Source organism: Mesorhizobium sp. P2_F7, from assembly GCF_056403695.1.
In genome coordinates this window covers 405,844-432,184 of record NZ_JBFUFA010000003.1, presented here as the reverse complement: position 1 = coordinate 432,184, position 26,341 = coordinate 405,844, and the positions used below count along the sequence as shown (strand labels likewise).

Annotated in this window: 25 protein-coding genes; 17 read left to right on the top strand and 8 right to left on the bottom strand. The window is 64.2% G+C overall.

Going from position 1 to position 26,341, the window contains the following annotated elements:
* Positions 1-9: 9 nt before the first annotated feature.
* On the bottom strand, positions 10-567 hold the full coding sequence (locus AC1DZ8_RS11800; RefSeq protein WP_477303243.1) for a sugar O-acetyltransferase: 558 nt from the start codon (positions 565-567) through the stop codon (positions 10-12).
* Between the two features lie 125 nt (positions 568-692).
* Here AC1DZ8_RS11800 and AC1DZ8_RS11795 point away from each other — a divergent pair, with 125 nt between their 5' ends.
* The 4 genes from AC1DZ8_RS11795 (at position 693) to AC1DZ8_RS11780 (ending at position 4,979) form a co-directional block, all read left to right on the top strand.
* Entirely contained in the window at positions 693-1,154 is a 462-nt protein-coding gene (locus AC1DZ8_RS11795) for a DUF4126 domain-containing protein (protein WP_477303245.1), read from the top strand.
* On the top strand, positions 1,151-2,542 hold the full coding sequence (locus AC1DZ8_RS11790; RefSeq protein WP_477303247.1) for an FAD-containing oxidoreductase: 1,392 nt from the start codon (positions 1,151-1,153) through the stop codon (positions 2,540-2,542). The genes AC1DZ8_RS11795 and AC1DZ8_RS11790 overlap by 4 nt, the downstream gene beginning before the upstream one ends.
* A gap of 116 nt (positions 2,543-2,658) precedes the next feature.
* Positions 2,659-3,834 carry an MFS transporter gene (locus AC1DZ8_RS11785; protein ID WP_477303249.1) on the top strand — a complete coding sequence of 392 codons (1,176 nt, stop codon included), beginning with the start codon at positions 2,659-2,661 and terminating at the stop codon, positions 3,832-3,834.
* Between the two features lie 89 nt (positions 3,835-3,923).
* The gene (locus AC1DZ8_RS11780) at positions 3,924-4,979 is read left to right on the top strand and encodes a succinylglutamate desuccinylase/aspartoacylase family protein (protein WP_477400917.1); all 1,056 of its coding nucleotides are present in this window, start codon (positions 3,924-3,926) and stop codon (positions 4,977-4,979) included.
* 1 nt (position 4,980) lies between these two features.
* On the opposite strand, the gene AC1DZ8_RS11775 is transcribed toward AC1DZ8_RS11780, so the two are convergent.
* A complete protein-coding gene (locus AC1DZ8_RS11775) occupies positions 4,981-5,751 on the bottom strand; it encodes an isocitrate lyase/PEP mutase family protein (protein ID WP_477303253.1) in 771 nt (256 codons plus the stop codon).
* A gap of 310 nt (positions 5,752-6,061) precedes the next feature.
* Between AC1DZ8_RS11775 and AC1DZ8_RS11770 the strand changes: the two genes are divergently transcribed.
* On the top strand, positions 6,062-8,266 hold the full coding sequence (locus AC1DZ8_RS11770) for an anthranilate synthase (protein WP_477303255.1): 2,205 nt from the start codon (positions 6,062-6,064) through the stop codon (positions 8,264-8,266).
* 5 nt (positions 8,267-8,271) lie between these two features.
* Positions 8,272-9,219 carry a cation diffusion facilitator family transporter gene (locus tag AC1DZ8_RS11765; RefSeq protein ID WP_477303257.1) on the top strand — a complete coding sequence of 316 codons (948 nt, stop codon included), beginning with the start codon at positions 8,272-8,274 and terminating at the stop codon, positions 9,217-9,219.
* 158 nt (positions 9,220-9,377) lie between these two features.
* On the opposite strand, the gene AC1DZ8_RS11760 is transcribed toward AC1DZ8_RS11765, so the two are convergent.
* Entirely contained in the window at positions 9,378-10,475 is a 1,098-nt protein-coding gene (locus AC1DZ8_RS11760) for a hypothetical protein (RefSeq protein WP_477303259.1), read from the bottom strand.
* A gap of 101 nt (positions 10,476-10,576) precedes the next feature.
* On the opposite strand from AC1DZ8_RS11760, the gene AC1DZ8_RS11755 reads away from it, so the two are divergent.
* The 5 genes from AC1DZ8_RS11755 (at position 10,577) to AC1DZ8_RS11735 (ending at position 14,209) form a co-directional block, all read left to right on the top strand.
* Complete coding sequence (locus tag AC1DZ8_RS11755) at positions 10,577-11,005, top strand: DsrE family protein (RefSeq protein ID WP_477303261.1); 429 nt, start codon at positions 10,577-10,579, stop codon at positions 11,003-11,005.
* Positions 11,006-11,067: 62 nt separating this feature from the next.
* A complete protein-coding gene (locus tag AC1DZ8_RS11750) occupies positions 11,068-11,856 on the top strand; it encodes an SDR family NAD(P)-dependent oxidoreductase (RefSeq protein ID WP_477303263.1) in 789 nt (262 codons plus the stop codon).
* 79 nt (positions 11,857-11,935) lie between these two features.
* A complete protein-coding gene (locus tag AC1DZ8_RS11745; RefSeq protein ID WP_436261115.1) occupies positions 11,936-12,244 on the top strand; it encodes a putative quinol monooxygenase in 309 nt (102 codons plus the stop codon).
* 78 nt (positions 12,245-12,322) lie between these two features.
* Positions 12,323-13,411 (top strand): AbrB family transcriptional regulator, encoded by a 1,089-nt coding sequence (locus AC1DZ8_RS11740; protein WP_477303266.1) that lies wholly within the window; start codon positions 12,323-12,325, stop codon positions 13,409-13,411.
* A 45-nt stretch (positions 13,412-13,456) separates the two neighbouring features.
* Entirely contained in the window at positions 13,457-14,209 is a 753-nt protein-coding gene (locus AC1DZ8_RS11735; protein WP_477401048.1) for an SDR family NAD(P)-dependent oxidoreductase, read from the top strand.
* A gap of 53 nt (positions 14,210-14,262) precedes the next feature.
* Here AC1DZ8_RS11735 and AC1DZ8_RS11730 read toward each other — a convergent pair whose 3' ends face one another.
* Positions 14,263-15,159 (bottom strand): LysR family transcriptional regulator, encoded by an 897-nt coding sequence (locus AC1DZ8_RS11730; protein WP_477303268.1) that lies wholly within the window; start codon positions 15,157-15,159, stop codon positions 14,263-14,265.
* Positions 15,160-15,307: 148 nt separating this feature from the next.
* Here AC1DZ8_RS11730 and AC1DZ8_RS11725 point away from each other — a divergent pair, with 148 nt between their 5' ends.
* On the top strand, positions 15,308-16,843 hold the full coding sequence (locus tag AC1DZ8_RS11725; RefSeq protein ID WP_477400914.1) for an MFS transporter: 1,536 nt from the start codon (positions 15,308-15,310) through the stop codon (positions 16,841-16,843).
* Here AC1DZ8_RS11725 and AC1DZ8_RS11720 read toward each other — a convergent pair.
* From AC1DZ8_RS11720 to AC1DZ8_RS11710, 3 genes are read right to left on the bottom strand one after another with little or no spacing between them, the layout of a single operon-like run.
* Entirely contained in the window at positions 16,755-17,171 is a 417-nt protein-coding gene (locus AC1DZ8_RS11720; RefSeq protein WP_477303272.1) for a nuclear transport factor 2-like protein, read from the bottom strand. The two genes, AC1DZ8_RS11725 and AC1DZ8_RS11720, sit on opposite strands and share 89 nt — an antisense overlap.
* Complete coding sequence (locus AC1DZ8_RS11715) at positions 17,171-17,947, bottom strand: esterase family protein (protein ID WP_477303274.1); 777 nt, start codon at positions 17,945-17,947, stop codon at positions 17,171-17,173. Before AC1DZ8_RS11715 ends, AC1DZ8_RS11720 begins: the two co-directional genes overlap by 1 nt.
* Before the next feature lie 5 nt (positions 17,948-17,952).
* Entirely contained in the window at positions 17,953-19,116 is a 1,164-nt protein-coding gene (locus AC1DZ8_RS11710; protein WP_477303276.1) for an ATP-grasp domain-containing protein, read from the bottom strand.
* A 412-nt stretch (positions 19,117-19,528) separates the two neighbouring features.
* On the opposite strand from AC1DZ8_RS11710, the gene leuA reads away from it, so the two are divergent.
* From leuA to AC1DZ8_RS11690, 4 genes are all read left to right on the top strand, one after another.
* Positions 19,529-21,268, top strand: a complete 1,740-nt coding sequence (gene leuA, locus AC1DZ8_RS11705) for a 2-isopropylmalate synthase (RefSeq protein WP_477303278.1) — start codon at positions 19,529-19,531, stop codon at positions 21,266-21,268.
* A 194-nt stretch (positions 21,269-21,462) separates the two neighbouring features.
* The gene (locus AC1DZ8_RS11700) at positions 21,463-23,232 is read left to right on the top strand and encodes a tetratricopeptide repeat protein (protein WP_477400912.1); all 1,770 of its coding nucleotides are present in this window, start codon (positions 21,463-21,465) and stop codon (positions 23,230-23,232) included.
* 102 nt (positions 23,233-23,334) lie between these two features.
* Positions 23,335-24,138, top strand: a complete 804-nt coding sequence (locus AC1DZ8_RS11695) for an alpha/beta fold hydrolase (RefSeq protein ID WP_477303282.1) — start codon at positions 23,335-23,337, stop codon at positions 24,136-24,138.
* 84 nt (positions 24,139-24,222) lie between these two features.
* Positions 24,223-24,840 (top strand): hypothetical protein, encoded by a 618-nt coding sequence (locus AC1DZ8_RS11690; RefSeq protein ID WP_477303284.1) that lies wholly within the window; start codon positions 24,223-24,225, stop codon positions 24,838-24,840.
* On the opposite strand, the gene AC1DZ8_RS11685 is transcribed toward AC1DZ8_RS11690, so the two are convergent.
* The gene (locus AC1DZ8_RS11685) at positions 24,830-25,765 is read right to left on the bottom strand and encodes a metallophosphoesterase family protein (RefSeq protein ID WP_477303875.1); all 936 of its coding nucleotides are present in this window, start codon (positions 25,763-25,765) and stop codon (positions 24,830-24,832) included. The two genes, AC1DZ8_RS11690 and AC1DZ8_RS11685, sit on opposite strands and share 11 nt — an antisense overlap.
* 71 nt (positions 25,766-25,836) lie before the next feature.
* On the opposite strand from AC1DZ8_RS11685, the gene AC1DZ8_RS11680 reads away from it, so the two are divergent.
* The gene (locus tag AC1DZ8_RS11680) at positions 25,837-26,337 is read left to right on the top strand and encodes an NUDIX domain-containing protein (protein WP_477303286.1); all 501 of its coding nucleotides are present in this window, start codon (positions 25,837-25,839) and stop codon (positions 26,335-26,337) included.
* Positions 26,338-26,341 lie beyond the last annotated feature (4 nt).

The following is a 26,341-nucleotide window of genomic DNA, read 5'->3' as shown; positions in this document are numbered from 1 at the left end:
GCGAAGGGTTCAGCCGCGCTTGACCGCCCGCGCCGGATTGCCGACCACGGTGGTGTTATCAGGCACGTCGCGCGTCACCACCGCACCGGCGCCGACAATGGCGCCATCGCCGATGCTGATGCCGCCGAGGATGATGGCGCTGCCGCCGATCCAGGCACTGTCACCGATCCTGACCGGGCTGGCGATCTCCAGCCCCGCCTGACGGCCCGCTGCCTCCTTGTGGTGCTCGGCGCAGTAGATCTGCACATTCGGGCCAAGCAGCGTCCGCTTGCCGATACGCACCGGCGCGGTATCGAGGATGGTGCAGCCGGCATTGAGGAAGGCGCCCTCGCCGAGATGGATGTTGAAACCGTAGGCGCAATGGAACAGCGCCTCGATGCGGGCGCCCTCGCCCGCGCTGCCCAGCAGCGCCGACAGCGCCGGACCGATGTTGCCGCGCTGTCGGGGCGGCAGCGAATTGTGCTCGAACACCGCATCGCGCGCGACCACCCGCAGCGCCTCGAGTTCGTCATCGATGCAGGTGTACCATTCGCCTGCAATCATCCTTGCGCGTTCGCTTGCCGACATGGCCACGCCTCCAATTTGATCTCCTGCCAAAGCACAATCCTCATCCGGGGAAAAGCCCGCTGTCCAACTGCCCGGCCTATGCTAGCTTGCCGCGCGGACCGTCCGAGGTTCTGAGGGGATCAACCATGCTCTATCTGCTTGCACTTCTGATCGGCATCATCGCCGGTCTTCGCGCCATGACAGCGCCTGCCGCGGTCGCCTGGGGCGCTTATCTCGGCTGGCTGCCGGTAGCCGGCACCTGGGCCAGTTTCATGAGCCATTGGGCCGCCGTCGGCATCTTCACCATCCTGGCCATCGTCGAACTCATCACCGACCAGTTGCCATCGACGCCGAGCCGCAAAGTGCCGCAGCAATTCGGTGCTCGCATCCTGCTTGGCGCCTTCAGTGGCGCTGTGATCGGCGCCACTGCCGGTTCCACCATTGGCGGCCTGATCGCCGGCGCCATCGGCGCGGTCATCGGCACCTATGGCGGTGCCGAAGCACGCGGCCGGCTGGCGGCCGCCTTCGGCAAGGATTTGCCCGCCGCCCTCATCGAGGACGCGGTGGCGATCATCGGCGGCCTGCTGATCGTGGCGGCGGTGGTATGACGGCCCAAGCCTCTGACGCCAAGACATACGATGCCATCATCATCGGCGCCGGACAGGCAGGCCCGTCGCTCGCCGCCCGGCTGAACGCTGCCGGAATGAGCGTGGCGTTGATCGAGCGCAAGCTGGTCGGCGGCACCTGCGTCAACACCGGCTGCATGCCGACCAAGACCATGGTCGCCAGCGCCTATGCCGCGCATCTGGCGCGGCGCGCCGCCGATTATGGTGTGACCCTCTCAGGCCCTGTCGGCGTCGACTACGCAAGGATCAAGGCACGCAAGGACAAGGTCACCAACGACGCCCGCACCGGGTTGGAAACCTGGATCGCCGGCATGGACAAATGCACGCTCTATCGCGGCCATGCGCGCTTCGAATCCGCCAACACGGTGCGCGTCGGCGACGACCTTCTGACTGCCGAAAAGATTTTTCTCAACACCGGCGGCCGCGCCTCGGTGCCGGACCTGCCCGGCATCGATGACATCGACTATCTCACCAACTCGTCGATGATGGATCTCAGCGTTTTGCCGCGCCATCTCATCGTCGTCGGCGGCAGCTACATTTCGCTCGAATTCGCGCAGATGTTCCGCCGCTTCGGCTCGGAAGTCACCGTCATCGAAAAGAGCCCGCGCCTCACCGGCCGCGAGGATGAGGACGTCTCGGCCGCCATCCTGTCGATCCTCGAAAACGAAGGCATAGCGGTCCATGTCGGCGCCGACGACATCGGCTTCGCCAAACAGGGCAATGACATCGCCGTGACCTTCTCCTCCGGCAAACCGCCGACGGTCGGCTCGCATGTGCTTCTGGCGCTCGGCCGCACTCCCAACACCGACGATCTCGGCCTCGACAAGGCCGGCGTCGAGGTTGACCGGCGCGGTTTCGTCACCGTCGACGACCAGTTGCGCACCACGGTGCCCGGCATCTGGGCGATGGGCGACTGCAACGGCAAGGGCGCCTTCACCCACACCTCCTACAACGACTATGAGATCGTTGCCGCCAATCTGCTCGACAACGATCCGCGCAAGGTCAGCGACCGCATCGAGGCCTATGCGCTCTACATCGATCCGCCGCTCGGCCGTTGCGGCATGACCGAGGCTGCGGTGAAGAAATCCGGGCGCAAGGCGCTGGTCGGCCAACGGCCGATGACCCGCGTCGGCCGCGCCGTCGAAAAGGGCGAGACGCAAGGCTTCATGAAAATCCTGGTCGATGCCGACACCAGGGAAATCCTCGGCTGTTCAGTACTTGGCCCCGGCGGCGACGAAGCCGTGCACTGCGTGCTCGACCTGATGTACGCCAAGGCGCCCGTCGACACGCTGGCGCGCGCCGTGCACATCCATCCCAACGTCTCTGAGCTGTTGCCAACCATCGCCCAGGAGCTGAAGCCGCTCGCCTGAAGTAACTCTGCGTCAAGCTCTCGACTTTCTGCATTGGTGCATTGCAGCAATGTGCATTGCGCCCCACATGGCTTCTCGTTCAGTCTGAAATTGAACCGATTCAGTCTGGACTTTCCATGCCGTTGCCGATCCTTGCGCTTGCCATTGCATCCTTCTGCATCGGCACCACCGAATTCGTCATCATGGGCCTCCTGCCGGAAGTCGCCGCCGATCTCGGCGTGTCGATCCCCTCGGCCGGCCAGCTGGTCACCGGCTATGCGCTGGGCGTCGTCTTCGGCGCGCCGATCGTTGCCATGGCGACCGCGCATCTGCCGCGCAAGCCGGTGCTGGTCGCGCTGACGGCGCTGTTCGTCGTCGGCAACCTGCTCTGCGCCATCGCCCCCAACTACTGGCTGTTGATGGCCGCGCGCGTCTTCACCGCGTTCGGCCATGGCGCCTTCTTCGGCATTGGTTCCGTCGTGGCCGCCAGCCTGGTGCCGCGCAACAAGCGCGCCAGCGCCATGGCGATGATGTTCGCGGGATTGACGCTCTCCAACATTCTGGGCGTTCCCGCCGGCACTGCACTTGGCGAAGCGTTTGGCTGGCGCTCCACCTTCTTTGCCGTCGTCGGCATCGGCCTGATTTCCGTTGCAGCCATCGCCTGGCTGGTGCCTTCCAACGTCGCCGAGCCAAGCGGCGGCGGCCTGCGCAGTGAATTGCGAGTGCTGGGCAAGCTGCAGGTGTGGCTCGCCATGCTGATCGCTTCGCTGGCCTCGGCCAGCCTGTTTGCCGTCTTTACCTATATCAAGCCCTACCTCACCGACGTCTCCGGCCTGTCAACCTCAGCAGTCACCTGGGTGCTCTTGCTGTTCGGCGCCGGCATGACCATCGGCAACATCATCGGCGGCCGGCTCGCCGACTGGAAACTGATGCCGACCGTGATCGGCACGCTGCTTTTGATGGCGGTGCTGTTTGTCGGTTTCATGCAGTTCGGCGCCATTGCCAGCGTCGCCATCGGCGTCGTCTTCCTGTGGGGCTTGCTGATCTTCGTCGTCGTGCCGCCGTTGCAGATCCGCGTCGTCGAGGCGGCCTCCGAAGGGCCGAACCTTGCCGCCACGCTCAACCAGGGCGCCTTCAATGTCGGCAATGCCAGCGGTGCCTGGATCGGCGGTGTGGCTTTGTCTGCTGGCGTGTCCTATGCCCACCTGCCACTGGTTGGCGCGGTGCTGTCGCTGCTGGCGGTCAGCGTCGCCGTAGTCTCGCAGGCGCTCGAACGGTCGGCCCCTGTTGCCGTTCAGGCCCCAGCCGAATAGTCCCATTGCGCCCATGGCGGCGTGAACTGGACCAATCGACAGCCCTCCGACAAACGTGCATGTGTTCTGCCTCTCTCCAGGAGGCATCCATGCAGAAATCGATCGAACGCATCGCCGGCGATACCGAAGGCGTTTCCTACGAATTCCCGGTGTTCCGCTTTGCCGGCGCCGACAAGGCCGCACCCTCGGCCTATCTGCAGGCGGCACTCCATGCCGGCGAGTTACCGGGTGTCGTTGCCATCGACGCCTTGATGCCGGCGCTGAACAAGGCCGAAGCCGAAGGCCGCATCAAGGGTAACATCACCATCGTGCCCTGGGCCAACCCGATCGGCCGCGCTCAATATCATTTCGGCGAGCATCAGGGCCGTTTTCATCTCGGCACCCGTACCAATTTCAACCGCGGCTTCCCACTGCTTGCAGCGCCTGACACCAAGCTGTTGCCCGACACCACCCACGGCACTCCAGATCAGCGATTGAAGACACGGTTGGTGCAGCTGTCGCTCGGCCACGACATCGTGCTCGACCTGCATTGCGACGATGAGGGGCTCGCCTATCTCTACGTCCACACCAGCCTGTGGCCGGCCATGGCCGATTGCGCCGCCGCCATGGGCATCGACGCGGTGATGCTGTGGAGCGAGGACACCGACGGCACCTTCGAGGGCGCTATGGTCATGCCCTATCAGAACGTCCCCGCCGACGTGGCGAAGCTCGACCGCCGCGTCGCCACCACGGTCGAATATCGCGGCATGCTCGATGTCGACGGCGCGCTCGCCGCTTCCGATGCCGAAGGCCTCTACCGGCTGCTGGTGGCGCGCGGCGTGATCGCCGATACCGCCCTGCCCGCCCCCGGCCCGTTCAAGGGCTTCGCCGCCCCCCTGGAAAACATCGACATGATGCCGGCGCCCCGGGCGGGCGCCATCCTCTATGACGTGAAGCCCGGTGACCGCGTCGCCAAGGGCGCGCGCCTCGCCACCATCGTCCACACGCCCGGCGAGACCGGCGGCCGCACCGAAGTGCTGGCGCCGCAGGATGGCGTCATCCTGACCCGCCGCTCGCGCCGCATCATCCGCGCCGGCGAGGATCTCTTGAAACTGGTCGGCGACAAGAAGAGCGTCGACGCCAGGTCGGGCACGCTGGAAGATTGATCTAACCTGAAATAGCCAGCCGCGCCTTCGCCTCCAGCCATTCGGCCATCTGCCGGTATGGGACCGGTCCGTGGCTGATACGCGCAACGCCAAGCTCTGCCAGCCGCTGGCGCGGCGGCACATGCGCCAGCGCGATGATGTTGACTGGCAACGCTATCGCCTTACAGAGCGCCTCGATCAACCCCTCATCGCCAAGGCCCGCGGCAAAGAAACCGCTCGCGCCGGCCTTTTCATAGGCCTTCGCCCGCTCGATCGCCTGGTCGAGGAGGCCCTTGTCATGCGCATCCGGCTTTGCCTTGAGGAATATGTCGGTGCGGGCATTGATGTAGGCGGGAATGCCGGAAGCCTTCACCGCCGCCGCTGCCGCCTCGACCCGCTTCACCTGGGTGGCGATGTCATAGAGGCCTGTGCCGCCGACGATCTGGTCCTCGAAATTGAAGCCGATGGCGCCGGCCTGTAGGGCACGTGTCACCGTCTGGGCGACGACCTCCGGCTCGGCGCCGTAGCCGCCCTCGAGGTCCATGGTCACCGGCAGGTCGACTGCAGCTACGATGCGTTTGATGTTGTCCAGCGCCAGATCCAGCGGGATTTTTTCGCCATCGGCATAGCCGAAGGCGGCCGCGACCGGCCAGCTTCCAGTGGCGATAGCCTTGGCGCCTGCCTTCTCGACAATCTTGGCCGAGCCGGGGTCCCAGGCATTGTAGAGGACGATCGGATTTCCCTTGACGTGGAGGGAATGGAACGTGCGTGCGCGCTCGATCTGGTCGGTCATTGCTGTCTTTCCCGTCTTTCTCGATGTTGGGCGAATAGTCTAGGCAGGACCGCCGGCGCTGGCGATGTGCCATGAGCCCCGGAAGCGGCGGCCACAAACTGGCTTTTCAAACCTGTTGCGCATTCCGCCTTTCGCCGCTATGGATTTCGCCCATGAACATGCGTTCGATCAAGACCATTTGGTGGTGGGCTCGCTGACAGCGGCCTGTTCGAACGCGTGCGCGTGAAAATAGAAGGTGGCCGCAACGGAATGTCCGGGCGGCCATTTGTTTTTTCAAAGCCAGTCCCGGGTCCGTTGCCCAACAAGCCAGATGGAGACGGCAATGACGACGATCAAGGTTCTGGAAAACGGCGCGGAACGCTTCGTGACCGCGGGTGGCGTCACCATCACCCGCGATCGTCACGACAAGCCCTATGCCGGCGCTATCGATGCCTATGTCGACGGGCTGAATTCGCGCCGGGGTGCGGTGTTTTCCTCGAATTACGAATATCCCGGCCGCTACACGCGCTGGGATACGGCCATCATCGATCCGCCGCTGGTGATTTCGGCGCGTGGCCGCGCCATGCGCATCGAAGCGCTGAACAGCCGTGGCGAGGTGCTTCTGCCGGTGATCGGCAAGGCACTCGCCGGATTGAGCGAAGTCACAATCACCGAAACCTCGAAGAAGCTGATCCGCCTCGACGTCGCCAAGCCAGGCCGGGTCTTCACCGAGGAAGAGCGCAGCCGCGTTCCCTCCGTCTTCACCGTCCTGCGCGCCATCACCGCTCTGTTCAAGACCGAGGAAGACGCCAATCTCGGCCTCTATGGCGCCTTCGGCTACGACCTCGCCTTCCAGTTCGATCCGGTCGACTACAAGCTCGAGCGCAGGGAGAGCCAGCGCGACCTCGTGCTGTTCCTGCCCGATGAGATCCTGGTCGTCGACCACTATTCGACCAAGGCCTGGACTGACCGCTACGACTATTCCGGCGAGGGTTTTTCGACCGAGGGCCTGCCGCGCGACGAAATCGCCGAGCCGTTCAAGACCGCCGACCGCATCCCGCCACGCGGCGACCATGAGCCCGGCGAGTATGCCAATCTGGTGCGCAAGGCGATGGATAGTTTCAAGCGCGGCGACCTGTTCGAGGTCGTGCCCGGGCAGATGTTCTACGAGCGCTGCGAGACGCAGCCTTCCGAGATTTCACGCAAGCTGAAGTCTATCAACCCTTCGCCCTATTCCTTCTTCATCAATCTCGGCGAAAACGAATATCTGATCGGCGCCTCGCCCGAAATGTTCGTGCGCGTCAATGGCCGCCGGGTCGAGACCTGCCCGATCTCCGGCACCATCAAGCGCGGCGACGACGCCATTTCGGACTCGGAGCAGATCCTGAAGCTGCTCAACTCCAAGAAGGACGAATCCGAGCTGACCATGTGCTCGGACGTCGACCGCAACGACAAGTCCAGGGTCTGTGATCCCGGCTCTGTGCGCGTCATCGGCCGCCGCCAGATCGAGATGTATTCGCGCCTGATCCACACCGTCGATCACATTGAAGGCCGGCTGCGCGAAGGCATGGATGCCTTCGACGCCTTCCTGTCGCACGCCTGGGCGGTCACCGTCACCGGCGCGCCGAAATTGTGGGCCATGCGCTTCATCGAGCAGAACGAGAAGAGCCCGCGGGCCTGGTATGGCGGCGCCATCGGCATGGTCAATTTCAACGGCGACATGAACACCGGCCTCACCTTGCGCACCATCCGCATCAAGGATGGCATCGCCGAGGTCCGCGCCGGCGCCACGCTGCTCTTCGACAGCATCCCCGAGGAAGAAGAAGCCGAAACCGAACTGAAGGCATCCGCCATGCTCTCCGCCATCCGCGACGCCAAACTAGGCAATGCCGCCGGCGCCGAACGCACCACCGCGCGCGTCGGCGACGGCGTCAACATCCTGCTCGTCGACCACGAGGACTCCTTCGTCCACACGCTGGCCAACTATTTCCGCCAGACCGGCGCCAATGTCTCGACCGTGCGCACGCCGGTGCCCGAAGAGGTGTTCGATCGGCTGAAGCCCGACCTCGTCGTGCTGTCGCCCGGGCCGGGCACGCCGAAGGATTTCGATTGCGCCGCGACCATCAAGAAAGCACGCGCCCGCGACCTGCCGATCTTCGGCGTCTGCCTTGGCCTGCAGGCGCTGGCCGAGGCCTATGGCGGCGAGCTCCGGCAATTGCATGTGCCCATGCACGGCAAGCCGTCGCGCATCCGCGTGTCCAAGCCCGGCATCATCTTCTCCGGCCTGCCCAAGGAAGTCACCGTCGGCCGCTACCACTCGATCTTTGCCGATCCGGTACGGCTGCCCGACGGCTTCGTTGTCACCGCCGAGACGGAAGACGGTGTCATCATGGCCTTCGAGCACCGCAAGGAGCCGATCGCCGCCGTCCAGTTCCATCCGGAATCGATCATGACGCTCGGCCACAATGCCGGCATGCGCATCATCGAAAACATCGTTGCGCATCTGCCGCGCAAGGCCAAGGAAAAGGCGGCCTGACCGGTATGGCCGCAACGGACAGCGTGACGGCGATCGCGGCAAAGGAGGCGGCCAAGCAAAGGGTTGCCGCCCTCGCCTTCTGGTCGATCGTCGTCGCCTGCATCGTGCTCGCCCTGAAACTTGCCGCCTGGTACGTCACCGGCTCCGTCGCGCTCTATTCGGATGCGCTGGAATCGATCGTCAACGTCATTGCCTCGGCTGCCGCCTACTGGGCGATCCAGGTCAGCTACAAGCCGGCCGATCAGGACCATCCGTTCGGCCACCACAAGGCCGAATATTTCTCGGCCGTGCTGGAAGGCGTGCTGATCGTGGTCGCGGCACTGCTGATCCTCAACGAGGTCTGGCGCTCCTGGCAGACGCCGACGCCGATCGAGCAACCCTGGGAAGGCCTGGGGATCAACGGCGTCGCCACCGTCATCAACGCCTTCTGGGCGTGGACGCTGATCCGCACAGGCCGCGCTGCGAAATCGCCGGCGCTGGTTGCCGACGGCAAGCACATCATGACCGATGTGGTGACTTCCGTCGGCGTCTTCGGCGGTCTCGTCGGCGCAATCCTGACCGGCTGGCAGATCCTCGATCCGGCGCTTGCCGTCATCGTTGCTCTCAACATCCTGTGGCAAGGCTGGCATGTCATCGGCTCGTCGATGAACGGCTTGATGGACCGCGCCGTCGACACGACGGAGCACATGCATATCCGCGACATCATCTCGGCCAATTGCAAGGGCGCGCTGGAGGTTCACGACCTCAAGACCCGCATCGCCGGCCGCGCTACTTTCATCGAGTTCCACCTGGTCGTCGACGCCGACATGACCGTCGGCGCCAGCCACGTCATCTGCGACCGCATCGAGGATGCGCTGAAAGCCGAAATCCCCTCCGTGCGCGTGACCATCCATGTCGAGCCGGATGATGAGGCGAAGCTGCCGAAAGGCACCACGGCGGTGCCGTTCGCATAGTCCAGCGCTAGGTGCGAAGGTCTGTCGAGATTCAGGTCAGGCCGAGTCGAGAATGGTGGCTTCCGAGAACCGGAGCGGAGCGTACTTGAAGTACGTGAGCACCGGAAGCGCAGGAAGCCGCCGTTCGCAGGCCGGCCTCACCTGAATGTCGACAGGCCTTACGGGGCGCAGGCCGACTGCGGCATCGACTCCAGCCGATAAACCTTGTCGTCCGACTGCGTCTTGCCCTCCGCCGCCTTCGAGCAGAGGTCCACAATCGCCAGGCTGCTGTTGGGGTTGGCCAGCATCATGGTGCCGTTGGCGCCGCGCTTGAGGAAGATTTCCTTTTGCGCGATGTCGCAGGAGAAATCGCTCATCTTGGCGCTCGCCGCGCAGCGCCATTGGTCCGCTTCGCCCTGGCAGGAATAGGTCTGCGTGACCTTGGCTGCGTTCTTCCTGGTGGTCACCGACACGGCGATGTCGGCGCCGTCGGGCCAGTTGGCGACATCGCCGCCGGAAGCGAAGGACGCCAGTTCGACCGGCCCGCGGAAGACGCGGATCGACTGCGTCACCTGGTCAGGATGAGAGGAGAGATGCGCGGCATCGTAGTCGCGCCCGAAGCAGAAAGGCTGGTCCGGCTTCAGCCGCTCGCGCAAAGGCGCGCCAAGCGCCGGATCGATCGGATCGATCTTGGCGAATTCGGCCTTGCAGGTTGCGGCCGGCATCGGGTCGAGGCGGAAATTGTCGTCCTCTGAGCCCAGCGCCTGCCGGTCATATTCGGCCTCGCCGAGTTCGTCTTCCGATCCGGCGTCGAGGTAGAGGTCGGACGAGACATCGGTGAGGATCAGCCGGCCTTTGTCATCGAGCTTCAGCGAAGCCATGGTGCGGTCGCAGTCCATGCCGCAACGAATCGGACCCGATTTGCCGTCCTCGGACTCGTGATTGCACCAGCCGCCGGCCCATTGCGGCGTCTTGGCGCCGCGCACGGTGGTGGAGAGAAAGCCATTGTAGGAGGTGTCGGCGTTAGCCATCGGCTCCTCGTTCGGACGGCTCACCGGATCATGGCCATAGAGGAAGAAAATCCGTGCCACCTTCTGCTTCGGATGCGCCTTGAGGTGGGCTGCATCATAAACACGGCCGAAACAGGCATCGGCGCCATTCGGGCTGAGTTCGGGCAGTTTGAGCGCATCGTCGGCGACGGCCGGACCCGCAAGCGCGCCGAGCAGCATGGCGCCAAATCCGGCGCCAGCGAAATTCTTCCACTTTCTGAACGTCATGTGACCCCTCCCTCGCATCGACAGGACGTAACGTCAGTTTATGCTAGGATCATGGCCGCAGCCACGCAATTTGCGGTGAGCGCCAGGACGAGGAGGATGCCATGCGCCGACGCGACATGTTCCGGGCCAGTCTTGCCGGCGCCGCCGGCCTGTTCGGGCTGAGTCGGGCAGCCGCCGCAGAAGACAGACCGAAGGTCGCCTATCACCTCAGCGATGTCGACAAGGTCAATTTCGTGCTCGGCAACATCAAGAACCACTATGAAGGCACCGGCGGCAATGTCGACATCGTGCTGGTCGTCCATGGTCCAGCCCTTGCCGCCTTCAAATCGAAAGGCATATCGGCGGCGATCTCGGGACGCTTCGCCAGCCTGGTGCAGCAGGGGCTTGAGCCGCACGCGTGCGGCAACACCATGAAAGGCATGGAGATCACCCTTGCCGACCTGCTCGAAGGCTTCCACGCCGCCGACAAGGGCGGCGTCGTCAAGCTCGCCGAGTTGCAGCGCCAGGGTTATGCCTATCTCCGGCCCTAAGGCTTGAATAGGGAGGCGTCAAAGGCCTACGAAGGACGGGCAGAAATTCCCGGAGAACTGACGTGCCAGCAACCGCAGCCCCCACTCTCGTCATCCCAGATCTTGCCGGCAAGGCGGTGCTGGTCACCGGTGCGTCGACCGGCATCGGTGCCGCCCTTGCGCTGGCCTATGCCGAGCAGAAATGCCGGATCGCGTTGCACTACAATTCGAGCCGCGAGGCGGCCGAGAAGTTGGTCAAGACCATCCGCGATGGCGGCGGCGAGGTGTTCCTGACCCAGGGCGATTTCTCAGCGGCCGCCGATGTCGAGCGTGTCGTCGAGGAAAGTGCGCAACATTTCGGCCGGCTCGACGGGCTGGTCAACAATGCCGGCGGTATGCTCGGCCGCGTGCCCTATGCCGAGCAGACCGAAGCGCACTACGACGCGGTGATGGACCTCAACGCCCGCTCGGTGCTGACCGCGTCACGCAAGGCGATGCCGTGGCTGAAGAAGCAGGGCGGCTTCATCGTCAACACCTCGTCGATCGCCGCACGCAATGGCGCCGGTGGCGGCGCCGGGCTCTACGGATCGGCCAAGGCCTTCGTCTCCAACGTCACCCGTGGCATGGCCAAGGAATTGATCGGCTTCGGCATCCGCGTCAACGCGGTGGCGCCCGGTACCATCCTGACGCCATTCCACGAGCGCTATTCCACCGACGAACAGATCAAGGGCATGGTTGCCACCATTCCGCAGGGGCGTGCCGGCACCGCCGAAGACTGCGTCGGCGCCTATCTGTTCCTGTCGTCCGGTCTGCTGAGCGGCTACATCACCGGCCAGGTGATCGAGGTGAACGGTGGCCAGTTGATGCCTTGAGCCGTCAATTGCATACTGCGCCTCGCAACCATGCACGTTCTGCGAGCGTTGCTGAGTTTTGAAGGGGAGACGTAAGGCAATGTACGGACTGATCGGCAAGATGCGGGCGGCGCGCGGCCAGCGCGACGCGATCATGGACGTCCTGCTCGCCTCGACTGGCGCCATGCCCGGCTGCCTGAGTTATGTCATCGCCCGCGATCCGGCCGATGCCGACGCGATCTGGGTGACTGAAGTGTGGACCGACGCTGCGAGCCACAAGGCTTCGCTGCAGCTGCCCGAAGTCCAGGCGGCGATCGCCAAGGCGCGGCCGATCATCGCCGGCTTCGAATTCCAGGTCGAGACCCATCCCGCCGGCGGCTTCGGCCTGGCCGAGACCAAAACCGGCTGACATCCCAAGCAACGCGGACCCTGAATTCTGTTCGCGGGCGGGGTTCGCATTTCTCTTCTCCAGGTCTAAGACCCTGATATGGACTCCTCGCCAGAACAGCCGGCAGTCGAACGCATGGCACGCATGCGTCCGGTCCGGCAGTGGCTGGTGCTGCTGATCTTCTCGTTGCTGTTCGCCGGCGCTCTGGAATACGCCGCACTGCCGGCGGCGCTGCTGATCGGACCGATGCTGGCGGCGATCCTTGCCGGCACCAACGGCGCCACGGTGCGCGTGCCGCGCCCGCTGTTCGGCGCCGCCCAGGCCGTCGTCGGCTGTCTGGTCGCGGCGTCGATCTCGGCCGACATCTTTTCGGTCTTCTACAAGGAATGGCCGCTGTTCCTCGTCGTGGTGCTGGCGACCCTTGCGGCGTCCAGCCTGCTCGGCTGGCTGATCAGCCGCTGGCGCATTCTGCCCGGCACCACCGCGGTCTGGGGCTCGTCGCCGGGTGCTGCCACCGCCATGGTTCTGATGGCCGGCGCTTTCGGCGCCGACCAGCGCCTCGTCGCCTTCATGCAGTATCTGCGCGTCATCTTCGTCTCGATGACGGCAGCGCTTGTGGCCAAGATGTGGGTCGACACCTCCGGCGTTGAAATCCCAGCCATTGTCTGGTTCCCGCCGATCGATGCAAAGGCCTTTGCCGCCACGCTCGGCGTGGCGCTGATCGGCGGCCTGCTCGGCCGACTTTGCCGGCTGCCCTCGCCCTTCTTCCTCGGCACCTTCATCTTCGGCACCATCGTCCATCTCGGCTTTGGCGTGGCGATGCAATTGCCGCCATGGCTGCTGGCGCTCTCCTATGGGATGGTCGGCTGGTCGATCGGTCTGAATTTCACCCGGGCGATCCTGCGCCATGCGACGCGGGCACTGCCGCAGATCGTCGGCTCGATCGTCGTGCTGATCGGCTTTTGCGGCGGGCTTGCCTGGCTGATCAGCCATGTCCTCGGCATCGATCCGCTGACCGCCTATCTCGCAACCAGCCCAGGCGGCATGGACAGCGTCGCCATCATCGCCGCCGCGGCGCAGAACGTCGACATATCCTTCGTCATGGCGCTGCAGTCGGCCCGTTTCCTGGTCGTGCTCATCGCAGGGCCGAGCATAGCGCGGCTGGTGGCGAGAGCCGTCAGGGACTGAGCTTCAAAAATCCAGGGAAGAGGAAAATTGCCCATGAACCGTCGCGTGAATGCTGTCGATCTCTCAGGCCGTGTCGCGGTGGTGACCGGCGGCGCGCAAGGCATCGGCCTTGCCGTTGCCCGGCGCCTGCTGTCGTCGGGCGCCAGCGTTGCCATCTGGGATGTCGACCAGGCCGCGATGAAGAACGCCGTCGCCGAACTCACCACGCTCGGTCGGATCGAGGCCGTACTGTGCGATCAATCGCTGATCGAGGCCGTCGACAGCGCAGCGACGCAAACCGAGCGCTCGCTCGGCCCGGTCGATCTGCTGGTCAACAATGCCGGCATCGCCGGGCCCGCGGCAACCGTGGTGGACTATGATCCAGCCGCATGGCGCCAGATCATCGACATCGACCTAAACGGCGTCTTCTACTGCTGCAAGCGCCTGGTGCCGGGCATGATCGCGCGCAGCTACGGTCGCATCGTCAACGTCGCCTCTGTGGCCGGCAAGGAAGGCAATCCCAATGCCGCCGCCTATTCCGCCGCCAAGGCTGGCGTGCTGGCGCTGACAAAATCGCTCGGCAAGGAACTCGCCGGCTACGACATCGCCGTCAACGCTCTGACGCCGTCGCCTGCCCGCACCCGCATCCTCGAGCAGCTCACCGAGGCTCAGGTCGCCTACATGCTGGGCAAGGTGCCGCGCGGCCGGTTCGTCGAAGTCGAAGAGGCGGCCGCCATGATCGCCTTCATGCTGTCGGACGAGAATTCCTTCACCACTGGCGCAACCTTCGACCTCTCCGGCGGCCGCGCCACTTACTGAGAAGCAGAGCTATTCCGTGCTGACGTCGTCATCGCCGTCGGCGCCGCGAAGGGCTACGAGCCGCTCAGTGCCGCGGCAAGCCGGTCGGGAAGGAAATCGACGAAGGCGCGCACCTTCGGCGCCAGATGCCGGTTGGACGGCCACAGCAACCGGAACTGGCCGCGGCCGTCGACATGGTCGTCGAGAACAGTCAGCAGCTTGCCGTCGCGCAGCGCGTCGCGGACCAGGAAATCGGGCATCGAGCTGATGCCGAGTCCGGCGATCGTAGCGCCCTTCAGCGCCTCCGTATTGTTGCAGGTCAGCATCGAGCGGACCTGCGGCTCGGCGCTGCCGCCGATGAACGGCCAGCCCTGCAGCTTGCCGCTGTTGGGAAAGCGGAAGCGTATGCCGTAATGGTCCACGAGATCGTCCGGTCCGCTCGGATTGCCGTGCTGCTCAAGATACGAAGGCGCCGCGCACAACAGCAGCCGAAACGGCGCAAGCGGCCGCGCCACGAGGCGTGAATCCGGCAGGTCGCCGCTGCGGATTGCGATGTCGACGCCTTCGTCGATGAGGTCGACGATGCGGTCGTTGAAGTCGATGTCGAGTTCGATTTCGGGATAGCGCGCCATGAACTCCGACAGCACCGGGAACAGCAGGTGATAGGTCACGATCGGCGTCGAAACGCGCAGCCGCCCATGCGGCGTCTCCCGCGTCCGCGACAGCATCGCCTCGGCATCGTCGATGTCGTCGAGGATGCGACGCACCCGCTCGTTGAACAGCTTGCCCTCCTCGGTCAGGCCGACACGGCGGGTGCTGCGCTGTAGCAGCCGCACGCCGAGGTCCTGTTCGAGCCTGGCGACGCTCTTGCCGACGGCCGATGCCGAGATGCCAAGCGTTCTGCCGGCGGAGATGAAGCTGCCGAACTCAGCCGTGCGGGCAAAGGCCAGAAGGCCGTTGAGGCGTTCCATCACATGTCTCCATTCGAGCGTTTCAGTCCGGTATATCTGGAGATTTAATACTATTTTGCTGGAAATGTCGCCGGCCTATCTTCTCTTCACGACCGGCGCCGCGCTCCCAACGGCAGGCCGGCGGATCCTGCTTCAGATAGGAAAATCCATGACTTCGAAGACCATAAACGGCGCGGCCGCGCCATGGCTCGTTCTGTTGTCGGTATGTCTTGCCGCCATGACCATGCCCTTGACCTTCACCGGCCCGGCCGTCGCACTCTCGCGCATTGCAGCCGATCTCGGCGGCAGCCCGATCGCGCTCAACTGGGTGACGAACGCCTTCATGCTGACCTTTGGCGCCAGCCTGATGGCGCTGGGCGCGCTCGCCGACAATCATGGCCGCAAGCGGATGTTCATTGTTGGCCTCGGCCTCTATGTCCTGGCCACGCTGGGCGCGATGCTGGCGCCTGACATCGTCTGGTTCGACACACTTCGGGCTGCGCAAGGGCTCGGCAGCGCCGCCGCCTTCGCCGGCGGCGCCTCCGCGCTTGCCCAGGAGTTCGAGGGCCAATTGCGGCTGCGCGCCTTCTCTTTCCTCGGCACCAGTTTCGGCATCGGCCTCGCCTTCGGACCGATCGCGTCGGGTCTCATCATCGAAGCCTTCGGCTGGCGGTCGATCTTCGTTCTGGTGGCAGCGCTTGCGATCGCAGCCGCATTGCTTGGCCTGCGCACCATCAAGGAATCGCGCGATCCCGATGCGACCGGCCTCGACTGGGCGGGCGCCGGCACTTTCACCATCGCGCTGGCCACGCTTACCTATGGCGTGCTGCAGGCGCCGCAGAGCGGGTGGAGCGATCCGCTCGTCGTCGCGCTGCTTGCCATCGCTGCTCTCTTCTTTGCCGCCTTCGTCATCGTCGAGCGGCGCGTGCGCCGGCCGATGCTCGATCTCTCGCTGTTCCGCTTTCCCCGCTTCGTCGGCGTCCAGTTTCTGGCGGCCGCGCCGGCCTATGGCTTCGTCGTCCTGCTCGTGCTGTTGCCGATCCGCTTCATCGGCATCGAGGGGATGAGCGAGATCGAGGCCGGGCAATTGATGATCTGCCTGTCGGGACCGCTGCTGATCCTGCCCTTGCTCGCCGGCCAGCTGGCGCGCTGGATCGCGCCGGCGACGATCTGCGGGGTCGGCCTGCTGATTGCCGCCGGCGGCCTTGTCTGGCTAAGCCTGACACCGCCGGTCGCCATCGCCCTGGTGGCGCCGCTGGTGCTGATCGGCGTCGGCATCGCCCTGCCCTGGGGGCTGATGGACGGGCTCGCCGTCAGCGTCGTGCCGAAGGAGCGCGCCGGCATGGCGGTCGGCATCTTCAACACCACCCGCGTCGCCTGCGAGGGCGTCGCGCTGGCGATCGTCATGGCTGTCTTGTCGGGGTTCACGGCTGCGCAACTGGCGGCCCAGGGAACGGCATCTTCCCCGAGCGCAACCGCCGCCGCCCAGCTGCTGGTGACCGGCAATGTCGGCGAGGCGGCAGCCCGCTTGCCCGGTGCCGGAACCACGGTCCTGATCCAGGCCTACGAGACGGCGTTCGACAGGCTGCTGATCGTGCTGGCGGCAATCACCATCGTCACCGCTCTTGTCGTCTTCCTCGGCCTGCGCCGCGGATCGTCCGTGGAGCACGAAACCGTTCCACTGCCGGTATGCCAGGAAGGCTAGCCCTGTGCGGCGTCAGCTGATGACGAGGCTCGCTATGCGGGTCGCTGTCCAGCGTGAAGACCATGTCCCCCTCGCCGTTGAAGCCATCACCTTTGACGGCGATGCGGACGCGGTAGCTGCCATCCGCCTCCGCAATGCGGACAATGCGCAGATTGGATTTCACGCCAATATTGTCCGACTGGTTCCAGCGCGCGATCTGCTCACGGCCATGGAAGGATCGTCCCCAGTCGGTCAGGGATGCGTCGGCGGTAAAGGTGCCAAGAAACGCTTCGGTATCACCTTCATTGGTGGCTTCGACAAAGCAGCGAATGGGCGCGGGTGTGGCCATCAGTCCAATCTGTGCATCAGATCATCATCCAGCCAGCGGCCGAAGAAATAGACCAGCTGCTTGTGCCACCACGGCCAGTCATGGCTGACATCGCCACCCCAATAGTCGACCCAGGCGGGAATGGATTTGTCGCGCAGGATATGTTCCAGTCTGCGCGTCTCGACCAGCATGCGCTCTTCCCAGGCGCCCTGCCCGCAGCAGAAGATCATCCTCAGCGCCTTCAGCCGCGCCAGCAGTTTGGGATCGACGATGCCGGGCAGATAGTCGAGCGGCGAATTGTAGAAAATGTCGCCTTCCAGCGCCTTGCCGAAGAAGTCACGCGCCGAATAGACGCCCGACAGCGCAATGACGCCGCTGGCGAGTTCGGGAAAGCGGAAGACAAAGTTCGACGAATGGTAGCCGCCCATCGAGCAGCCGGTGAACAGCGGCTTCAATTTGCGCCCGCCATTGGCTTGCTCGGCGGTCGCCAAAAGCTCCGGCAATGCCTCCTCGCGAACATAGCGGAAATAGGCCTCGTGGCGACCGATGCGGTGGGCGGCGTCGGCATGCTTGTTGAAGAAGGATTCCGAATCGATGCCGTCGACCGCGAACAGCTGGATGCGGCCGGTGTCGATGAATTCGGAGAGCGCGCCCACCCCGCCGGAATCCTCGAACTGATAGAACCGCCCCTGCGATGTCGGGAACACCACCACCGGCCGGCCGGCATGGCCGTAGCGCTTGTATTCCATGTCGCGGCCGAGCTTTTCCGAGAAATGCTTGTGATAGGAAATGTCCATCGCGTCTAAGCCTTTTCCGCGTGGATATAGGCGACGGCTGCGCGCAGCGCCGCTTCGTCCTTGGATCGCATCTGGTAGGCGTAATTTCCCATGGCGCGGCTGAAAACCTTTTCTATCGGCTGATGATGGACGATCTTGTCGCGATGCGCGGCTAGCACGTCCTCATGGCTGTGCAAATAGTGGAGGTGGTGCTTGCGGCTGGCATAGGCGGTGAAATACTTGCCCTCGTAGGGTCCGCCCGCGGCGTCCTTCACCACCATGTCGGCCCACGCCGCATAGACGTCGATGTCGAACGTGTAGTTGATCGCATCGGTCATCCAGGCGCCGGGCGGGCGCATATTGACCTCCAGCGCGATGACGCGGTCCTTGGTCTCGAACAGCTCGATGTGGAAGAAACGCTCGCGCACGTCGAACGCTTTCAGGATCTTGCGGCCCGCCTCCTCCACCGCTGGGCGGATCCTGGGAAAGCAGGTGTAGCTCATGTGGCGGTCCTTGTTGACCACCTCCATGACGCTCTGGTCGTAGCGGTGGCTGGCGGCCAGCACCACCTCGCCGTCGCGGTTGACCAGCCCGTCATAGGTGACCACCAGCCCTTCGATGAACTGCTCCATGACGAAGGTCACATCCTCGGGCTTGTCCCTGAAGAACTGGTCGAGCTCCTTGGCGTTGGAAATCTTGAAGGTGTTCGAGGCGCCGGAGCCGCTGTCCGGCTTCACCACCACGGGATAGCCGACGCGGCGGATGAAGGTCATGGCGCCTGCCCGGTCGGAGCATTTGCGCTGTGCGATGGTGTCGACGCCGCTCTTGCGGAAGAAGGCGCGCATGCGGCTCTTGCGCTTCAGATTCTTCACGAAATCGAGCTTGGTGCCGTAGATGTTAAAGTCGGTGCGGATGTTGGCTTCCAGCTCCAGCCAATGCTCGTTGAGCGACTCGAAGCGGTCGATGCGGCCCCATTTGTGGATGAAATGGCCCATCGCCCGGAACACCGGATCGTAATCCTCCATGTCGGCGACGCGGTAGTATTCCGAAAGTGCCGCCTTCAGCTTGCCGTCCAGCGCATCGAAAGGCGCATCGCCAATGCCCAGCACCGTGGCGCCGGCCTTCTTCAGCCGGTCGCAGAAATCGGCGCCGTTGGCGGGAAAATGCGGCGAGAAGAAAACGAAATTCATGGATGACCCCCTCTCGACAGCGAAGCATTGCGACCTCGGCTTCACACAAGTTTGGCGCATTTGCCGCGCATGGGGAAGAGCGCTCGGGAGCGGTCGAAATGGCAGCCCACTTGCCTGTCCATGGTCGCTCCTGTATGAAACCCGCCATGAACACGCGCCATACCTCCGTCGCTTCCCGTCCGACCGGCTTTGCCGGCGAGACCGTTCGCGCGCTGGCATCGACCCTGCTTCTTCTCGGCCTTATCGGCGATCGCCGGGTTCGCTGAAGGAGCGCCCGGCGGTCGAACCGCCGCTTACGCGCACGCTCCTTGGCCATTGGCAATTCACATCAAGCGAACGAAAATCTGGTAAGGCGCCGCTCGCCACCAATCCGTCTGAAGACCGATCCGCGAGCCGCCGGGAGAACAAGACGATGAACGCACGAGAAGAGATCCGATCCGGCGAAGCCGAAAGCGTAAAACGCGCGGCCGGCCACATGCCGGACGCCGCCCGCAAATACCAACCCTATCCGACAGTCGGCCTCACCGACCGCACCTGGCCCAACAAGGTCATCGACAAGGCGCCGATCTGGTGTTCGGTCGATTTGCGCGACGGCAACCAGGCGCTGATCGATCCGATGGGCCATGAGCGCAAGGCGCGCATGTTCGCCCTGCTGCTCGACATGGGCTTCAAGGAGATCGAGATCGGTTTCCCCTCGGCCTCGCAGACCGACTTCGATTTCGCCCGCTGGTGCATCGAACAAGGCAATGTGCCGGCCGATGTCTCGCTGCAGGTGCTGGTGCAGTGCCGTCCCGAACTCATCACCCGCACCTTCGAGGCACTGGAGGGCGCCACCAATCCGATCGTGCATTTCTACAATTCGACCAGCGAGTTGCAGCGCCGCGTCGTCTTCGAGAAGGACGTCGGCGGCATCAAGCGGATCGCCACTGACGCGGCCAAGATGATCACCGACATGGCGGCCAAGGCCGGCGGCGGCTACCGCTTCGAATATTCGCCGGAGAGCTTTACCGGGACCGAACTCGAAGTCGCGCTGGAGATCTGCAACGCCGTCACCGAGATCGTGAAGCCGACGCCAGACAACAAGCTGATCATCAACCTGCCCTCGACGGTCGAGATGTCGACGCCTAACATCTATGCCGACCGCATCGAATGGATGTGCCGCAACCTCGACAACCGCGACAACCTGTTGATTTCGCTGCACCCGCACAATGATCGCGGCACCGGCATCGCCACCACCGAACTAGGCCTGATGGCGGGCGCGGACCGCGTCGAAGGCACGCTGTTCGGCAATGGCGAGCGCACCGGCAATGTCGACATCGTCACCCTGGCGCTCAACATGTACACGCAAGGCGTCGATCCCCAGCTGGATTGCTCCGACATCAACCGGATGAAGGACGTCTACGAATATTCCAACCAGCTGAAGATCCCCGAGCGCCACCCTTACGTCGGCGAACTGGTCTACACCGCCTTTTCCGGCTCGCACCAGGACGCCATCAACAAGGGTATGAAGGCCTTGAAGAAGGCCAACACGCCGGTCTGGGAAGTGCCCTATCTGCCGATCGATCCGGCCGATGTCGGGCGCAGCTACGAGGCGATCATCCGCATCAACTCGCAGTCCGGCAAAGGTGGCATCGCCTATGTGCTGCAGGCCGATTACGGCCTCAATCTGCCGCGCAATCTGCAGATCGAGTTCAGCCAGGAGATCCAGGCGATTACCGACGCCGAAGGCAAGGAAGTGCCGGCCAAGCGCATCCATGACCGCTTCATCGAGACCTATGTCGACCAGCCCGGCGGTCGGATCAAATTCCTCGACCATCAAACCTATCCCGACACCGAGAAAAAGGGCCGGCGCGTGGTCGAGGCGGTTATCCTCGACAACGGCAAGGAGATGACCATCACCGGCTCCGGCACCGGTCCGATCGACGGCTTCGTCGATGCGCTGTCGCGCCATGTTGGCGTCGACATGTCAGTGCTCGACTATTCCGAGCATTCGCTCCAGCGCGGCTCGAACGCCTCGGCGATCTCCTATGTCGAGATGGAATATCCCGGCGGCAAGCTGTTCGGCGCCGGCATCAACACCAACATCGTTGCCGCCTCGCTGGAAGCCGTGGTTTCGGCCGCCAACCGCATCATCGGCCGCAAGGTCAGCTGACATCCTCCCGGGCGCCGTATGTCAGCGGCGCCCGGAAATCCCCCATTTGCCAGGGCAAATTCCGATTTTTTCGTGTTAACCATCAGTAATTATCTGGTGCGGTACGCGATCGCATAACATAAGCAAGCTTGTATGGACGTGCAGGCGCTATATGATTGCGCCTCAACCTGTGCCGACTTCGAGAGGATCGACACTTGCAGCATGCCACGCCTGCCGCCCCCGCAGTGCGCGAGACACTGGAGCGACTACTCGCCAGCGAAACGTTCGGACGTTCCGAGCGCGCGCGCAAGTTGCTGCGCTATCTTGTAGAGCGCGAGCAGGCCGGCGAAGCCGACAGGCTCAAGGGTTTCTCCATCGCCATGGACGTCTTCGGCAAGGACGGCGATTTCGATTCGTCGACCGATGCCGTGGTCCGGGTGCAGGCCGGCCGGCTGCGCGACCTTCTGCAGCATTATTTCGCCAATGAAGGCATAGCCGAACCGGTCCGCATCGCCATTCCGCGCGGTGGCTATGTGCCGTCCTATGAACTCAACGCCATACGCCTGCCAGTTGGGCAGGAGCCGGTAGCGCTGGCACAGGCGGTAGCCGCCTTGCCCGGATCGCCTGACCAAGCGGCTCCTGCCGCGCTCCCCACGACAGCTTCGGCGGTTGCAGAACCCGGGCCTTCGCTGGCGCGCCATCTCCAGTTCTTCTGGGTCGCCATGACGCTGGTCATCCTCATGCTGGGCATGCTCATCCTGCGCCAGGGCAGCGGCGCATTGCTTGCCAGCAGCGATCCGGCGGCGGTGGTCGAGACCTCGGGCGCCACGAGCAGCATCGCATCACCGTCGATGGAGGCCCTGCCGCTCGTCTACATCGCCGTGAAGGCCACCGGCCCCGAGGCAGGCCGCGTCGCCGCCTCGCTGCGCGCCGGTCTTGCCGGTTTCGACACCATCGACTTCATCGGCCGTGACGCCGACAGCAAGCGCGACCCGAGCACCGACTCAACCAGCTTCGTTTTCGAKGTCCTGCCGGGACCGATGACAGGTGACGTGACGCTCGAACTGCAGAGCGTGGCGACCGGCCGCGTGCTTTTGTCCCGCAATCTGACGGCCGCTGACAACGCACCCGGCGCCGTCGAGGATCGGATCGCCGCCATCCTCAGTTCGACCATTCCCGCCTCCGGCCCGCTCTACAGCTACATCGAACAGAACGGCATCCAGACCGGCCTGACGAGCTGCCTGATCCTCAACGACAGATACTATCTCGACCAGAGCACCAAGACCCACGAGGCCGCCTATCGCTGCCTGGACAACCTCGCCAGCCAGAGTGCGAAATCGTCGCTGGTCTATTCGGAACTGGCCTCGCTGACCCTTGAGGCTGCCACCGATCATTACGCTTATCCGCCTGGCGCGACGGTCGAACAGGCGATGTCTTTTGCCCATCGCGCCATCCAGATGGGACCGACCAGCCCCTATGCGCACCGCGCATACGGTTACCTTTACTCACGCCTCGGCAACACCGAGGAAGCGATCCGCTGGATGCGCAAGGCCTATGAGCTCAACCCCTACGACCTCAGCATGGCTGCCGCTTACGGCTATGGCCTGATCTTCGCCGGCAAATATGCCGAGGGAACACCGATCCTGGCCCATGCCGTCGAGACCTTCAGCGGCCACCCGACATGGTGGGACTACGGACTCTTCGCCGGACAATTCATGCTGGGCGACATGAACAAGGCCGCGATCGCCAGCGAGTCGCTGCGCACGACGGCGATGAAATCGCATTATCTGGCGGCGCGGGTGATCGGCGCCAAGGCTGCCGGCCGCGATCAGCTGGCGGCCAAGCTTCTCGATGAGCTGAACACCAAGTTCCCGAAATTCGCCGCCGATCCGCGCGCAGCCTTCGCCGAGCGGAAATATCCCGCCGATCTGACCGAGCGGCTGGTCGAGGCGCTGCGCGCCGCGGGCCTCGGCAACGCCAGCTGATATCGGATCGCGAAAATTTTACTGGCCATCGGTCTGGACTGGGAGCAATCCAGCCTCAATTCGAAATTTCCTGTCCGATCTTGCAACAATCATACATTTTTCATGGTCTCATCCCTCTATGTCGCCGAGCGGGGCGCCGGGTCGAAGACGGTCGTCCTGCTGCATGGCTTCGGCGGTTGCCATGACATCTGGCGCGAGGTGACCGCGGCGCTGGCGCCCGACATCAGGACCTTGGCCTACGATCTTCCGGGACACGGGCTGTCGCTCGATTTCCCGGGCAGCGGTCCGGCCAGGACAGCAGCGCGAGGCGTTCTCGCGGATCTAGCCGCGCGCGGGATAGGACAGGTGCATGTCGCCGGTCATTCTATGGGTGGTGCGGTCGCTGCCCTGATGGCATTGGCCGAGCCTGAAACGATAGCCTCGCTGACGCTTCTGGCGCCGGGTGGTGTTGGCCCCGAGATCAACGGACCACTGTTGTGCCGCTACGCGGCGGCCGCCGACAGTCGGGAAATTCGCGCCTGCCTTGCCGCCATGTCCGGACCGCAAAGCCCGCCTCCCGAACGCATCGTCAGCGTCCTGGCGGAAGGACGCCGTCGCCCCGGCCAATTGCGCAAGCTGATCGAGATCGCAGCCGTCATGACCAGGGACGAGCGGCAAGGCGTCATCCCCCGCGAACAGCTCGACACGCTCAGCATGCCGGTGCTGGTGGTTTGGGGGACGGACGATCCGGTGCTGCCCGTCACCCAGGCTGATAGCCTGCCGGCGCATTTTCATATCCATCACGTGCTCGATGCCGGCCATATGCTGGTCGAGGAGGCGCCGGGCGTGGTCGCCCAGGCCTTGCGCCGGAACATGGCCCGCCGCGGCAGGCGTGCGCGTCCAACACTCGGCGCCGCGGCGAGCTGAACCTCGCCGGCTTCCGGCATCTCGCGAGTGCATTTTGCCGGCGGCTGTGTTAACTCGCTATTAACCATATATTAGCGAGGGATGATGAAGGACTCAGACGAGCAATTCACCTCTTTAACCCCGTCGCGCAAACTGTCCGACGCCGTTCGCGATGTGAAGAATGCCTTCGCCGATCGCGACGATGTCGTGGTCGACATGCGCGAGGCGCACCGGATGCGGCTTGATCTGCTCGCCGCCGAGCTCACCCCGGTCTTTGCCGACGTGCCAGCCGACATGGACAATTTCGACTTCGTTGTATCATCGGGCCTGCAGCCGCGGCTGTGGATCGACGCGGTCAGCCATGTAGCGATGGGGCGCGACCGGCGCACCTACCGCTTCCTCAAGGATACCCGCATCGGCCGCGTCGTGCTCGCCGAATCGACCGACATGAAACCGGTTGCCGATCAGGTTACCCGCTATGTGGCGGAGCGCATCGTTGAGCGTCAGCGTATGATGGAGGGCGGCGTCGAGCCGGCCGCTGCCGGCCTGAACCGCGCCACCGTGCGGGAAGCCGAACCACCCCTGCAAGCAGCCGCATCGGCCAAGCGCTGGTCGACCTTCCTGTCGGGCCTCGGCCTGGTCGCCGCCGGCGCGCTGGTTGGCCTTGCTGTGGCGGCCGCGCTGTTCTGGGATCGCCTGGTGGCGATGAAAATCAGCTTCTGATCAGCGATTGCGAGGCCTCGGCATCGACGCCGAGCTCCACCACTTGCAGGTCCGACGGCGGTATGGCCGGCCCTGTCAGGCCGCGTCGCGTCAGCCGGATCCGCCAACTGCCCTTTTCGCCGTCCATATCGAGCAGGTTGTACTGCGCCGCCGGGTTCTTGCTGCCGGGCGACTGCCCTGCCGCCGCGACGCCGACGACGGGTATCCTGGCGCCGCGGCCGCCGATGAAGGACAGCGACGGCAGGTGCGAATGGCCGTGCAGCACAAGCTCGGCGCCGTACCGGTGAACGATCTTGTGGAAGCGCGAGATGCCGAACAGCCGCTTTTGCTGGGTGACGGCGCCGCGCACCGGCGGATGATGGATCATGATCACCCGCAACAGCCCGCGTTTGGCCGTGGCGTCGAGCACCGAGGCCAGCCTTTGCGCCTGTCCCTCGAGGAAGAAGCCATTGGCCATGAACGGTGCTGTGGCGCGTGCCGTCGAAACGCCGATCAGCGCGACATTGCCGCGCACGCGCAGATAGGGAAAGGTGTTGCGGTCGACGGGGGTGGTGATGTCGTCGCCGGTCATCCATGCCGCCCAGGAGCGGCAGACCTTGTCGAAGGCGCCCGGCACATAGGCGTCGTGATTGCCCGGCACCACCGAGACATCTTCCGGCGAGCCCAGCGTCTCCAGCCAGTGTTTTGCCATCTCGATCTCGCCATCCAGCGCCAGGTTGACCAGGTCGCCGGTAACGGTGAGGTGGTCGGGACCGCTCGCCTTCATGTCGGCGACGATGGTGTCGATGACGGCATCGTGCATATGGCGGCGGCGGTTGCGCTGCCAGTTGACGTAACCGACCACGCGCTTGGACGCGAGTTCGCGATAGGTTACACCGGGAAGCGGCCCCAGATGGACATCGGAAATATGCGCGAGCCTGAACATCTTTCCTTCATAGGCGACGCGCCGCCGGCTTTCCACTCACTGTTTCCTGTCCGCTCGCGGTTTCGCTAGCGATGGCGATATCGGACCCGGAGCAGGTGTTTCGCCAGACCGGCTGGGCGGGCCTGAGGGCAAGGCTGTTCCATCTCTATTTCCTGCTGCGGCGGCCAATGACGCTTGGCGTGCGCGGCCTGATCCATGACCGCGCGTCGAACTCCGTCTTCCTCATCCGCCACACCTATGTTCCCGGCTGGCAATTGCCGGGCGGCGGCGTCGAAGTGGGCGAAACGCTTGGCGAAGCGCTGGCGCGGGAATTGGCTGAGGAAGGCAACATCGCGCTCACCGCCCCGCCGGTGCTGAGATCGATGCATTTCAACCGCCGCTCCAGCCGCCGCGACCATGTCGCTTTGTACCTGATCGAAAGTTTTAGCCAGACCGCGCCAAAACTGCCGGACCACGAGATCGCCGAAGCCGGCTTCTTCCCGCTCGACCGCTTGCCCGAAGGCACGACGCCGGCAACGCTGCGGCGGATTGGTGAGGTTTTTGGGAGAAACCCGGTGTCGCCTTACTGGTAGACTT